Source organism: Bacillus cereus group sp. BfR-BA-01381 (assembly GCF_022663555.1).
GTDB lineage: Bacteria > Bacillota > Bacilli > Bacillales > Bacillaceae_G > Bacillus_A > Bacillus_A pacificus.
This window is the reverse complement of record NZ_JAKUFR010000107.1, coordinates 1-13617: the sequence shown is the minus strand read 5'-3', so window position 1 is coordinate 13617 and position 13617 is coordinate 1. Positions and strand designations below refer to the sequence as shown.

Sequence of the window (13617 nt, the reverse complement as noted above, 5' to 3'; positions counted from 1 at the left end):
TCAAAGAGTGATTCATCCTCTTTTTTCAAGTTCACTTTAGTTAAAGCTGTTATGTCTTGGCCATATAAGAAAAGGTTAATTTCTCGATCTATTTCTTCAGCTGACTTTCCCCTTTTCTCTAATTCATCTATTTTTTTGTATGTCCATTCATTAGAATCAGCAATTTCTTTATCATTTCCATACGTTGCAACCTTGCCATTCGGTCTATAGCGATCTAAAGGCTTCGCTTTTATCATGCACCATACATTTTTGGCTTTCCCCTCAAACTTATCTTGTGTTTGAACAGCTGCTTCCAAATCGGGCAATCCTTGCAAGTACTCCGCTCTGAATTTCCCTTGCATAATTCCCTCTAGAGCCTTAGCCGATGACTTACCTTGTCTACAAACAAAGAAATTACCACCTATTTCCGTAAGTGCATCTGCCAATTTTTGATCTAATTGCCCTGATATTTGTTGTGTAATAATCCAAAGACCCAGACCATACTTCCGATCCTCCGCTACGATTTTAGGAAGAATTGGAACTGGTACTTTATGAGCTTCATCGATGAATGTTAAATGCAATTTCGAACCAATCTGTCTTTTTTGTACAATACGGTGGTACTGATTCATGATGTAACCAATTGTTAGCTTAATATCAGCATTTCCCATACCTGACAAATCATAAAAAACAAGATGTCCTTCATCCATCCACTTTAAAATATCTAGAGAAAAGTCAGATTGTCCGTATATGCGTTTTAAATATGTGCTACTACGGAATATGTCTAACCGATTTAATAATGGCTGCATACTGTCTTCTAAGGCGGCGCCAATTTCATTTTTCCATAGGTTTCTATAATGCATTGATTCTGGACCTTCCAAACCATCCAAAACACGCTCTCGAAATAATTCATCTGTTCCAAACGCAATAATGCTTAATGTAGAGTGTTTTTGACTCCCATCACATAAAAGCGTTCCAATAATCGCTTTTAGAATCCTTTCGGTTTGTGGAGCTGGATTTGGGACTAGCGCTTGAATACTTTCGAAAATAGAATCAACTACCGTTTGTGTGTCTTCATCAGGATTGCGATGCAACAAGTTAATTGCCGGTGGATGCTTTGTTTTCCGGAAACGAATGAAGTGAACCTTATCCCAATCTACTTTGGCACCTTCTAACTCTGCCTTTAATAATCGATTTAGCACTACAATCGCTAAGTCCGGCGTAGGATCAAACAACGAAAATCCACTTGCTGTATTTGGGTTTTCAATCCAAAGATTTAAGGCGCTATCAAGTACATTGGCTGCTACAGTACTTTTACCAGCACCAGTACCTCCAGTAATACACCCCATCTTTTTAAACTGTTCTTCCGTCATCTTTACTTCACGATCTTTTTCTAATGGATGAACTAGCGTTCCAATTGTTAGACCTTTAGAAAGAACACCTTCAGGAAGCATCTTCTCTCCGCTTTCTAAATACAAAATCTTATTCTCAAATTCATCTTCCTTATCACCCCTGATATTCGGAAGATGAAGCAAATTAACAAGTTCTGAACCTGTCCAAGTCATACGCCCGTAATAAGGAATTGGAATACGCCAAATAGACCGACGAAACGAACGGTAACGAAGTTCATTTACATCAGCCATCATACTAGCTATGATATTACCTAAACCTTTTAGCATTCTAACACCAGGATATACTTCAGTCGCTACAGAAACACAAACTTGAAACGCTGTTTCTTTCCCTAAAAACCGTTGAGTTAACACCTTTGCTTCCGTTTTCTGAAATACATCTAAATCTTTTTCTAATCTCTTTCGTGCCTTTAATTCAGCTTCTTCTTTTTTGATTCTTCTTGTTAATCGATAATCTCGATCTGGTGAAAAGGAAACATCAATCCAAGTCTTTTCTTCCATTCCACTTATAAGCTGTGGGAGTTTATCTGTTTTATATTGGGCTAATGATAAAGATTTTTTCGTCTTTAATTTCATTCTCCCGCCAACAGCACCACCAAACAATTTATTACGCGGAAACGGAATATCTTCTATATTTTGTTCTATGATTTCAGCGTTTTTATATACATTTCGAAACGCTTTAACTAAATAAGCTAAATTCTCTTCTGGTCCACCTAAATAAAATCGAACCTTTTGACTCTTCCCATCTATATCTTCCGGCTGATACATAAGTAATCGGTACCAATCGCGACCCTTCCACAATTGTTCTAGTGGTTTTCTTCCCTCACCATGCACTTGTCTAATCATATCTCCTAATTGATCTACCTTTGCATCATCAGACATATGAGGGATAACTAAAACGTATTTATAAAACCTCTTTTCGAGCCTATATAAAATAATACATCTAGTTATCCAAAATATAGCTCCAATAAATAGTAGGAGTAGACTAACATGTACAACCCTTTTCACAATTGGCACAATCTGAATTAATCGATTTAAAATTTCGTATCTTGTAATCCAAACAAATAATATACCGGATAGTAATAGGAAAAATCGCCAATGTTTTATTAATACATTCAACATGGCTTTCTCCAGTTCTTTTTCAAACTTATTTTTAGATGCCACTAATTCCACTTCCTTTGCATCAACTATGAAGAATTACTCTCTCCTTTTTAATGTTTTTCAAATCTTTTAAATGCTTTTTCTTGTTGCGTCTATGAAATGAATATCCTGATCTTTAAGATACTTAATATACTTTTCTCTTGCTTTCATATACTCTTCTTGATCTTCCAATCTTGTATGGCTGCCATTACAAAGAACGAAAAAAGAAGTTAAGTTCAGATGACTTACTAAGTTTTCACTTTGATCCTTCGGATTAAAAATTTCTTTCGCCATTTCATACGCTTGTGATACCTTATCTACTGAACTACACACTACATACAAACAATGTGAAATTACTGACTCCACATTCTCCTACCTCCTTGCAAATTCAAAATCCATTTATATTCCCTCTGATTTTAATAAAATCCTCATTTCTCACTCCCTCACTCCTTTACAGTTCTCATACACAAATTAGATAGGGCAATAACAAGAATTCTTGTAGATTCCTTACAAGTCAACATAATTGAAAACGCATGATAAGAAGGATGATCTTTTTCTAAGTGATCTGTGATATGTTCCAAAAAACCTTCCTTTTCTTCGCTTTGCAAAACAAATTCTCTTACATCTGATAACCTAGCCTTTTCCTTATACTTATCTTTTACGTAAAGAATGGCTCCACTTAAAAATGATTGTGTTGTTCTTATCCATGTTAAGCCTGCGCCTTCATGAAGTACCTGTTTTGTCATTTTTCTAGCGAGTTCATACGCTTGTTTTTTAGTTTGAATACCAGCAATTTCATTAGAAACGATCATTAATTCCACCCCTTCATTGTTATGAAATTTTTACATAATAAAACTTACAACACCTATAACTACACCCCAAAAGGGAAGGGCAATGATTAAGCCATTTTTACATCCCTTCGCAAAAGCTAAAGGATCATCATCTTGATACACTTCTCCTGATAAACGTTTCATATTATCTCTCCTTGAAATCTGTTTCTACTCTCCATAAAAAACTACAAGTGACATAACCTATTAAATAAATCATCATAAATTTCATTAGAAGATCAATTATTATAGAGCTCACTTTTCGTTCCCCTCTCCCATTGCCTGTAAAATACAAGCTATTAGTAAAAGTGGTATTAACATTAATAAAATTCCAATCTCTCGACATTTTGTAAACATCGAAATCCACCCCTATTAGAAAAGAACTATAAACAGCCCCTTCCTTATGTTTTCTTTCAAATTAACTAACTCCCCTTATACCTCCATTCTTTCCAGAAGATATCTATATAAAAAGGTGACAGTATATCTCAAATGGAATTGAAATATTGTCACCCTTTATTGCTAGGTACTAGCAAGCGATATTGAAGTCTACTAAGAACTCCGATTTAATTTAAACCATCATTTACTTACTATTGAACATTTTCTAAACTGCGATCTTAACTCAAACGATATTTGCTCATTCTTTCCGTACACTTCAAGACCGCTTATTATCTAAAATAAACTTGTCCTACACCTGAACGAGTACTTTGTATTGATACATCAAAGGTACCTATACCTCTTTCAAGTAATTTAAACGAATTATATTTATACTTCCCTTTTATAGTGAAAGTAAGAGGTTGATTAAATTGTACTTTTCCTTGTGTATATTCCATCTTCCAATCTTTAGAATCCATATTGCTATCCTTTAATTTTTGATTTACTTTACTGATTACGTCAGGAGTAAAGCCCCCATCCCTCTCTGCTAAACTTACAGCATATTCACTAATTTCATTCGCCTTAACGTTAACAACTGTTTGTCCTGCAAATTCTACACCAAAGACAATAATGAACATTAACGACAAGAAAAAAACAACATATGTAACTGCTTGTTGCATGTATATGTTTCTCCTTTCTATAAATTAAGAGAAAAGGACGGATTAACCGCCCTTTCAACTAAAAACTTATTTTGACCATCCAGACGGTTCACTCTTAGCGCCGCCAGTAATTGAAGTAAAGTAATTAGATACATTAAAAGTACCTGACTTTAATGCTGGGTACATGATAACTAAAACTACAACTGCCATTCCAAGTCCAATGTAAGTCCATGAAACCTTATTTGATGTTTCATCTGAAGACTCATTTTTCAACCATTGTTTTGTACGAGTTAATAAAGCTGAACCCTTCCCCTTACTTGATCCTTTTAATTCTTTAATTTCTAATGTTTTCATAAATAAATTTCTCCTCTTCTTTTAATAGATTTATTTGATTAATTAAAACCTCAACTAACTATCTCTTGCTTTATCAACTAAGATATTGCAAGAAATATTGATTTGAAGAAAAGCTTGTCCTGAAGTGACTTATAATACATGAAAATCACCTCCTTTCTTTACGATTTAGTTAAAACATATGAACAAACTTTTCATAAATAGATGTAAAACTGAAACCTATAACAAATACAATAATGCACAAATATGTAGAAATAAGGTATTTGAAGACCATACCTGGCCGCGATGCAACTAACGTTTCATAAGATTCAGCCCGTAGTCTTCTCATTAACTTAATTTGATTATTAATTATTTCTCTACTCTGACTTTCATCCATAACCATTGCTTGTTGTAAAGCAACCATAAATTGATACGCTGCTGGTATATCTACCTCACGCGCAAACTCTAGATATGGTTCAAAATTACCTGGTTCGAGTTCAATTTGTGCAATTAGATTTTCTACTAATGGCCTTAAATTATCTGAAGCATATTCTATTGATCTCTTAGTAGCTTCATAGGCTGTATATCTACCAATCATATAAGCCAAAGAAATCATATATTCCGGTAATTCAAGCTGCATTCTTAATTGTTTCGCTTTAACGTTACTATTAAGTTTAGATTCCTTCACATAAAATCCCATAACAGCAAATACCAAAGCTAAAGGGAAAATTACTATTTTTAAATCTGGAACATAAAATATTAAACTAGCTATAACTAAAAAATTTATAATTGAGAAGGTAAGTTTACTAATAATAAACTCCATTGGTGTAAGACTCGAATTAACTTTTTTTAGCTTTTTCTCTAATTCTTTTTCACGTTCTTGTGATATCCAATTCTTCTTTAATTTTAAAATTGGATACAATATTGTATACAAAATAGGTTGTCTTTTATTTGCTACATTACTTTTTTTTACAATGCTATAAATCTGAAACCTTTTACTTTTTTGTCTTTCCAGTACCAGGTTGTAAGCCACTAATACAAAGAGTAAGACTAAGATAAATAGTAAAATCAAAGGATATAGATTCACTCTATCACCTTCTTATTATTTTATTTTTGTGATATCTTCTGTAGGATCGTAGAAAGAATGTTTCTCTATTTTAAATGCACTAAATATGCATACTACAATTATTGCTAAAAGAATGAACCTTCCTTGTATTGTCCTTGCAAATACAACATAATCATCAGCATTGATCGCCAAGGCTGCAACCGGTAATGAAGCAAGCATTATAGCCGTTTGCTTAAATGTTCTCCTTTGTGGTTGCATACCTGATTTTAATTTTGCACGGTATATTTTTTTATCTTGAAATTCATGTGCAATATTTAAAAGTATGTCATCCGTATCTTTACCTGTTTTTGATATAAGGTCCAACATATCATGAAAGAGCTTAATATCTTTGTAATTATATTTTTGTACGAATGAATAAAAGGCATCTTTAATGCTTTTTCCATCTTCCGTGTATAGGATTAAACATCGTTCTACATCATCCTTTATAGGAGATTGTAGTAACGGTAAAACACTCTTAAAAGCCAATGTCATATTTTCATGTGTAGAAACTGCATTCGCTACAGCTTCTAGATAAACCATTAACTGATTTTCCACATATTCTTCGTATCTCTTACGTTTATAAAATCCAATGATTGGCGGAAGAGATACCCCTACTAACACCCCGAATATTGTTGTACTTAACGACATAAAAAAACCATACAATGCAACGGCTCCAACTAGGGTCCCTACAATTAGTATGATTTGATAATCCCGGAGGGATAAATTCCAATTAAAATCTTTACTTTCCCTCATAATATAGTTAGGACTGATCCATTTATACAATCCTTTTTTCTTTAAAAACTTCACTATCTTACCATCATCTTTTTCAGTCGTAACAAATAACTTACTTCTATTTTTTCTCTGAATTAAATTAATTACTAAATTAACTACAAAGAATAAAGAAACTGCCATTAAAAAATATGGAAGATAATTAAGAAAACCCAATTAACGTTCCCTCCCTTTTTCTACAGGGAGTTCCTTTGCAACCTCAAGTTCTTCTGTCTTGATCCCTCTAGATTTCATCCTTTTAATCATCTTTTCGCTCATTTTTCCTTCTCGTTGATGAAAACCATTTATTAAATACTTGCCATCCTCTAGTTCCTTAAATTCGGTTACGTTAAATGTGTATAAAGGTGTATAAATTAGTTTTCCGTCTTCATACCCAATATACTCTACCAGCTCAACAAGTCTTCTTTTTCCATCTTCCATAAGTTCAAAATGCATACCAAAATCAAAGTTCTCTGCGATACTTTGCTGTAAGTATTCTTTAGATATATTAACAGCCTCTAGACATAGACTAGAATATCGTTCTACACTTTCAATAGCACTTGGGGAATGTAAACTTGTAGCAAGCCCATGACCCGTTTCAGCTGCCTTTTTTGCTCCCCATGCTTCTCTTCCACGTAGCTCATTAATGAATAAAATCTTTGGGTTTTGTCTGACAGCACTATTTAACAAATCATCAATGGTAATGGAATTGGATGCATCTTCTCTTTCTCTTGTTAGCCATGTTTTTACATTCCAATCTTTTGAATAAATATGTTTCAGATTCATTTCATCTATATCTTGCATAGCAATGAGTTTATCTGTTTTCTTCTTATGTCCAATAAGATATTTCATAAATTCTGTTTTACCAGTACCAGTTTCTCCACTAATCAAAATTCTCGCTCGCGACTTCATCATAGCACCGAATAAAGGAATCATTTCAGCACATGCCAATCCATCACTTACAATATTTTGATCGTTAATCCTTAGTGTTTTACTAAATTTCCTAATGGCTAATGAAATACCATCCTTTGATATGTCAAAACCTACTACACTAATACGCATGTTTGGAAAATCAGCGTCACACCTTGGCTTACTATGTGTCCATGTTTGTCCAGAGGCATTTACAAACTTATTACAAAGTGCCATATATGCCTCTTTACTTTTAAATGTAACATCTGAAAGATAGTCTCCTTTTTCTAAATCCTTTATCCATATTTCATCCCAGTTATTACATATAATATCCGTTACACTGTCTTGCTCCGAAAATGGCTCTAAAACATCCAGGCCAGCTACAGCATCTACAATTCCTTTAGCAAGTTGCTCTAAAGTAAAGCCTTCTATATTAGGCTGCGTTGTAATAAATTGAGAAACTACATCCCTTAGCGCTTCTTTTTTCACTTCATCCCCAAAAGATTCTTGAATTAACTCTTTATGATCCTCTAGCAAGTATTTTTTTACTGTATCAATTAAGTCTTGTGGTATTTCCTTAGTAGAAGGTGTAGATGTATGACCGCCAGATTTAATATTATAAATGTATTTTTCTACATCTACTTTTTCTGGAGTTGAGGATGTATAACCAAACTCTTCTAAAGAAATTGTGTTTTTCATATATCTCACCGCCTTTAGCTCATTTAATTTTATTTATTCACTAAAAATCGAAATCTATTTTGTTCATTTCTAATAAAGCACCCTATTTTTTTAGCGATTATTTTTGTATGCTCATCTATTGTTTCCGAACCAGGTATTAAAGAAAATTCCATTTCAGTTCTTTCCGGATCATAAGGAATACAAGTTGCCACATCAAAGTCTACTAACAATTTATAATCTTCCGCATCGATTTTGTTGCTACATAAATTAAATACATGTACCCACTCTTTATATTTGAAGTCGGCCTTATTAAATACGTTTGTTATGCTCTTGTATTTCGATACAACTATTGGATTGCCTGTTAAAATGCTTACGACATTATCACACTTACTTAAAATAGGTAATCCAAAAATACTTTCTATTTGATTAGGTAACTGAAGTAGTACAAAGTCATAATCAAGCGCCTTTAGTTTACTAATAAAATTATTAATGAACTTCTCTACCTTCGTTTCTACACCTGTTTCAAAACGAGGAAACCCCCTTTCTTTGAAGTCCTTACTAAAGGTCAATACCTCCATATTATTTGGAAACCATGAAAACCTCTTACTATCCCCGACATCATCCTTTTTCAAAACATACTTCTGAATATCCATTCTGTTTTCTAGAATTGCCTTTTCCATAAACAATTCCATATTCTTTTCCCGATGAGATATTGCCGTTTTATGAGCAAAAGTAGCATTTAAATAATCTAATTCTATATAAAGCACCTTTGAATTAGAATTTGCTATTACCTTCGTTAGAGATTGGCCAATTGTTGTTGCACCTAATCCTCTTTGCGCACCATATATTCCAATAATTTTCCCCATTTTAAAGACCCCTTCCTTACTTTATTTTATAAGATTGATCCTGAATCCACTTTGTAATTAAATCGTCATTCGTTCTTTCAACATTGGCATTATAAGATTCACCAGAAGCAACAGGAATAATTTCACCAATTAAGGCTCCCTTATTTAACAATTGATTTTCTTCATCTGAAACTGCGAAAGTATAAATTTTAGCAAGCGGACGATTCTTCGCCTCATTATTTAAATTGTCTTTGTATGATCCATCAACTTCTACACTCTTAGGATCAAATACATTTGTAGCATTACTATCTTTTACTGAAGTTACCCTAACATGTTTTGCAACACGCCCAAATATAGGCTTTTCAGTATGATCCGTTTCATTCTTCACCGTACCTTTAAAATACAGGTCTACATAAGAATCTGGGATAATGCTATTACCAGATGATGTTTCAATATCTACCAATAACGGAAAAGCTACTTCATTTTTCTTCAAATTTAATATAGCTGCATCCGGCAATTCATCCTTTGGAACTACTTTGTCCTTGAACAATAAAGAGTTCTTTGAAACTCCAAATCCGTTTACTGTATACTTACCTTCTAAATCTTTTATATTTGTAATAGCATTAGGAGCAATTGCATCACCAGGAATGACCCTCTCTTGTAACATATCCTTTGTAATTTTTGTTCTTGGTGGAATATCAACTTTACTGTAATAAACCTTAGTAGGATTTATCGCACTATTAATTCTGTAATTTTCATATCCTGCAATTGTCGCTACTAAGCCTACAGCAATTAATAAACTCACGGTTTTCTTAGGAAGCTTTTTCACCAATTTCTTCAACTCCTATTTCGTTACTTTTTTCGCTTCAAAAATCATATTTTCAAATTGTCTAACTGTCGTTTGATCATCCGGTTCTTTTAAATATTTCTTAATAGGAATAGCAAAAGTGTTGTATGATTCGACTCCAATCATTGCTGGTTGAGAGTTAATGGCATAAATATTTAATCGTTTTTCACCATCATGGAAATTTGACTGATTAACATATTCTCTAATCAGGGTTTCTTTAACCACTTTCTCATTAATGGTTATTTCTTCATCAACTCTTAATTGACCCATATTAATTCCTTTTGACATGGCTGTAGCTGTTGCTTGATGTAAGCTATTATCTTCATTTGTATCCGCTGCAAACATAAAACCGGTACTTGCTGTAAACAACATAATCCCGATCAACACCAGCATTATTACAACAAATTTTGGTGGTTGCATTGATTTGTACACCTCACCAACATATTTTTTCGTATACAAAAAGCCTGTTCTAAAAGCTAATTCCACTTTCAAAACAGGCTTTCTTATTATTTAAAATTAAATCTCGTTAGGAAATCACTATTCAGATTAACATCTGAACCATGCGTCTTGTTATATTCTTTAATTTGCTTATACATTTCTGGAGTAATTTTATAACTCTCCATATGATACCCTGTTGGAATATCTTTTGGATTTGGATATTTCCATGTATTCCACCAGTCCGATAAACTAGTTAACATATGTTCTTTGTTTTTCCAGTTCCACCCTACTTGCCCTGGGAATGGATTTTGTGGATTTACAGAGCGTTTAATAAAATCATCATTTCCTTTTTTATCACCAATCCCTGAACCTTCCACTTCAATTTTTCCCGTAAGACAAAGATTTAACTTATTAACACCCGCACCATAAGCCATTGCTTTAAATGAATATGTTCCATCTGCTTGTGTAAATTCGGTATACCACTTTCTCCCGCCATCTAAAATAGTTTCATTAGGATTGTATTTAGGATGCTTTTTATAGTTATCATTAAATACATTTCCTGAAAACTTTTCAACGTAAGTATGAGGTAATGACCAAACTTGATTGTATCCTCCTAGTGTTTCATCCATTGGTACTTTGTATCCATCTTCTGTTTTTGAATACTGTTGATGTTTAACCATTGTAGGAAGGAAAGACGTTGTACTCTTCACACCCGTAGCATGACTTGATGAATCTTCATTTGTGTAGGTTGTTTTCACTTCATAACTAAATCCATATCCTGCTCTTATTTTAGGCTTTGATATATTCACAATACTACCCGTTAAGCGTTCATATAATGTGTCCCTATCTCCTGCGTTATTAATTGTACGCACAACAGCTGTTACCGTAGCTGTAGAATTAGGCTGTGAACAAGTAGAGGTTTCATGTGAAGCAACATTAATTGGAGTATCCAATTTATTATTATTAAAGTTTGTTTTTAATACATCTTTACTATTATCATATTTTCGCGGCTTAGGATTGATCTCAGCCTCAATTTGTCCTGAACTTGGTACTTTCCAATCATAATACAAAACTTTAGATTGTCCTTCGGATAAATTGACCTTCTGTTGTCCTACTATATTATCTTGGAACCTGAGAACAACATTTGGAGTGGTGTTTTTATATTCACTCTCTAATTTATCTAATCTATCCCTTTTATTCTTCTCTTTATTTAATTTTTTTGTTTCTGTACTAATCATGGTTAATATTCTATCAAGATTATATTCATACGATGAACAATCACGGGGAACACAATGTTGATTTCCTTCTTCATCTATTGTACAAATTCTATCATATCGACAAAATTTCAATTCTTCCCTCGCGTCTTCTTTTCTGTCCTCTAATCTATCAAGTTCTCGCTCTTGATCCTGGATTTTCCGATCTAATTCTTCTCGGTATTTTTTTCGTTCTTCCGAAAAATCAGCTCTTGAAACCTTAACCGGTGTTTTTACAGAATCACCAGATTCAACTGTTTCACCCTCAATACGATCTACTGAAAAATCCATTTTGTACTTAAATGTATCTTCATCGCCTTCACCACCTGGAGTTGGTGGTTTCTCTTTGTCACAACCATTTCCCGAAATAGTAAAGGAAGTTTTCTTTTCCTTCGCTGGTCTTTGTACAGCGTCATAGACTTGTAATTTCGCTTCAAACTTCCCACAAGTCGTTGGTTGCCATCTTATAGGGCTACTTGACCCTTTCCCTCCAAAATATCCAGCATCGCCCTCTTCTGGCTTCTCTGAATCCTTCTTAGGATTAGAACGAATATATCCTTCTTTAGTATCAATTTCAGAACCATCTTTATATATTTTCAGAACCCATTTTACTCTATTTCGCTCCCCAGCCATTTCCGCATAAGGATTTATAGTTTCTGCTCCCATATTATTATCTGTATATCCTTTATTTTTGGTTACATATTCAAAACCTTCAACTTGGAAATCTACTGTATTACTTTTAGGACCGTCAGATGCTTGGAATTTTTTTATATCCGGAAAACTAGTACGTACAATAAAGATATTAAATTTGTTAATATCCTTATGTAACCCTGCACCTGCCATACCACCTGAAAGATAAGCCATATCCCTAATCCAATAGAATTTACCATACGACTTCGGAAACGCAACACTTGTCACTTCATAAGGTAATATATACTTTAAAACAAAATCTGGATTCCCCCAATACTTTTGCGAAATCACTTGGGAGTTTACTCTTTCCACTTCTGTAATCATTCTATTACCTATAGTATTTCCGCTTCCAATATATCCATCGTTCGCTATATTAACAAAAGGTTCACTATAATCAACGGCCTGTACCAAGTTAGCTCTTTGGTTTCCCCAATCAAAACTACCATTGTAAAGAGCTGGGTAATGAAGATCAGCTGTATAATAAATATCAGCTGGTGCATTAGGCGGTAAAAATTTACCTGGCCTTAAATACTTTCCAGGCATTTGCAAATCCTTGTTAATTATCAAGGTTTCATTCTTCCCATCATAAAAAGGAATATCACTATTCCGTGCATATGCAAAGTTAGGAATAAATAACGAAATAATGAAAATACATAATAATAATTTTGATTTTATTTTCTTCATTATCTTCCTCCTTTTATATTTCGAGGAATATTTTTAATTTCTAATAAAAAAGCCGTTTTAGTAAGTTACTAAAACGGCTTTTTTCATTATTTTTTTGTGATTTGAATTGAAATCATTTGGTCTTTCATTGTTGGACTGATGTGAATTTTATAATTCCCTTTTTCAACATCCTTAATATTTTTTGGTGCTAAGGATATATCTTGAATTTCTTGATTTAAATTCACATTTGGATTTACAAGTGTAACAAAACCTTTAGCAAGTTCTACAGTAGCATTATTTGATGCCATGAAAGTAATTCCAAAATCATCTGCATTCATACCAGATAACATAAATTGCTCTTTTGAACCATCTACTAATTTTACAATTGCTCCTACTTCACTATACTTCAAGTTTGTTCCATACTTGCTATTTATATTTTTAACAATTTGTTGAGCGTTAGTAGATGCTGCTTTATTAATAGCTTCTGACCCATCATACCAAGCTTGTGTAAATGTAAAATCATTCGTTGCTAAATTTGTTTCTAACCATTCTGGAACGTTAACTGGTTTAGTTTCTTCTCCAGTGTTTGGTTTTTCCTCTGGCTTAACTTCTCCGCCAGTATTCGGTTTTTCTTCTGGCTTAACTTCTCCGCCAGTATTCGGTTTTTCTTCTGGCTTAACTTCTCCGCCAGTGTTTGGCTTTTCTTCT

The 13617-nt window shown here is 33.5% G+C and carries 13 protein-coding genes and 1 pseudogene; all 14 read right to left on the bottom strand.

The window, feature by feature from the left end; translation table 11 throughout:
* Window positions 1–2549: type IV secretory system conjugative DNA transfer family protein (locus MR079_RS24785; protein ID WP_242294813.1), on the bottom strand; the 2549-nt coding region annotated here is incomplete at its 3' end.
* 66 nt (window positions 2550–2615) lie between these two features.
* Window positions 2616–2891, bottom strand: coding sequence for a hypothetical protein (locus MR079_RS24780; protein ID WP_210370727.1), 276 nt, complete (start codon window positions 2889–2891; stop codon window positions 2616–2618).
* Window positions 2892–2968: 77 nt separating this feature from the next.
* On the bottom strand, window positions 2969–3337 hold the full coding sequence (locus MR079_RS24775; RefSeq protein WP_061112686.1) for a hypothetical protein: 369 nt from the start codon (window positions 3335–3337) through the stop codon (window positions 2969–2971).
* A gap of 30 nt (window positions 3338–3367) precedes the next feature.
* Window positions 3368–3499 (bottom strand): hypothetical protein, encoded by a 132-nt coding sequence (locus MR079_RS29270; protein ID WP_254906609.1) that lies wholly within the window; start codon window positions 3497–3499, stop codon window positions 3368–3370.
* 518 nt (window positions 3500–4017) lie between these two features.
* A complete protein-coding gene (locus tag MR079_RS24770) occupies window positions 4018–4404 on the bottom strand; it encodes a DUF4320 family protein (RefSeq protein WP_061112685.1) in 387 nt (128 codons plus the stop codon).
* A 66-nt stretch (window positions 4405–4470) separates the two neighbouring features.
* Entirely contained in the window at window positions 4471–4737 is a 267-nt protein-coding gene (locus MR079_RS24765) for a hypothetical protein (RefSeq protein WP_000853492.1), read from the bottom strand.
* A gap of 169 nt (window positions 4738–4906) precedes the next feature.
* Window positions 4907–5800 (bottom strand): hypothetical protein, encoded by an 894-nt coding sequence (locus tag MR079_RS24760; protein WP_061112684.1) that lies wholly within the window; start codon window positions 5798–5800, stop codon window positions 4907–4909.
* A gap of 15 nt (window positions 5801–5815) precedes the next feature.
* Window positions 5816–6763, bottom strand: a complete 948-nt coding sequence (locus MR079_RS24755) for a type II secretion system F family protein (protein WP_080444358.1) — start codon at window positions 6761–6763, stop codon at window positions 5816–5818.
* Window positions 6764–8194 (bottom strand): TadA family conjugal transfer-associated ATPase, encoded by a 1431-nt coding sequence (locus tag MR079_RS24750; RefSeq protein WP_087095690.1) that lies wholly within the window; start codon window positions 8192–8194, stop codon window positions 6764–6766. It abuts the gene before it with no gap.
* A gap of 29 nt (window positions 8195–8223) precedes the next feature.
* A complete protein-coding gene (locus MR079_RS24745) occupies window positions 8224–9039 on the bottom strand; it encodes an AAA family ATPase (RefSeq protein ID WP_061112682.1) in 816 nt (271 codons plus the stop codon).
* A 16-nt stretch (window positions 9040–9055) separates the two neighbouring features.
* The gene (gene cpaB, locus MR079_RS24740; RefSeq protein ID WP_061112711.1) at window positions 9056–9847 is read right to left on the bottom strand and encodes a Flp pilus assembly protein CpaB; all 792 of its coding nucleotides are present in this window, start codon (window positions 9845–9847) and stop codon (window positions 9056–9058) included.
* A gap of 15 nt (window positions 9848–9862) precedes the next feature.
* Window positions 9863–10285, bottom strand: a complete 423-nt coding sequence (locus MR079_RS24735; protein WP_001183011.1) for a DUF5411 family protein — start codon at window positions 10283–10285, stop codon at window positions 9863–9865.
* 86 nt (window positions 10286–10371) lie between these two features.
* The gene (locus MR079_RS24730) at window positions 10372–12930 is read right to left on the bottom strand and encodes a hypothetical protein (RefSeq protein ID WP_061112681.1); all 2559 of its coding nucleotides are present in this window, start codon (window positions 12928–12930) and stop codon (window positions 10372–10374) included.
* An 86-nt stretch (window positions 12931–13016) separates the two neighbouring features.
* Window positions 13017–13617 (bottom strand): annotated as a pseudogene (locus tag MR079_RS24725) (S-layer homology domain-containing protein); the annotation flags it as partial.

Excerpts from the sequence above, each read along its gene's own strand:
- MR079_RS24775 (WP_061112686.1), bottom strand. The coding sequence starts at position 3,337 with ATGATCGTTTCTAATGAAATTGCTGGTATTCAAACTAAAAAACAAGCG.
- MR079_RS29270 (WP_254906609.1), bottom strand. The coding sequence starts at position 3,499 with ATGAAACGTTTATCAGGAGAAGTGTATCAAGATGATGATCCTTTAGCT.
- MR079_RS24770 (WP_061112685.1), bottom strand. The coding sequence starts at position 4,404 with ATGCAACAAGCAGTTACATATGTTGTTTTTTTCTTGTCGTTAATGTTC.
- MR079_RS24765 (WP_000853492.1), bottom strand. The coding sequence starts at position 4,737 with ATGAAAACATTAGAAATTAAAGAATTAAAAGGATCAAGTAAGGGGAAG.
- MR079_RS24750 (WP_087095690.1), bottom strand. The coding sequence starts at position 8,194 with ATGAAAAACACAATTTCTTTAGAAGAGTTTGGTTATACATCCTCAACT.
- MR079_RS24745 (WP_061112682.1), bottom strand. The coding sequence starts at position 9,039 with ATGGGGAAAATTATTGGAATATATGGTGCGCAAAGAGGATTAGGTGCA.
- MR079_RS24735 (WP_001183011.1), bottom strand. The coding sequence starts at position 10,285 with ATGCAACCACCAAAATTTGTTGTAATAATGCTGGTGTTGATCGGGATT.
- MR079_RS24730 (WP_061112681.1), bottom strand. The coding sequence starts at position 12,930 with ATGAAGAAAATAAAATCAAAATTATTATTATGTATTTTCATTATTTCG.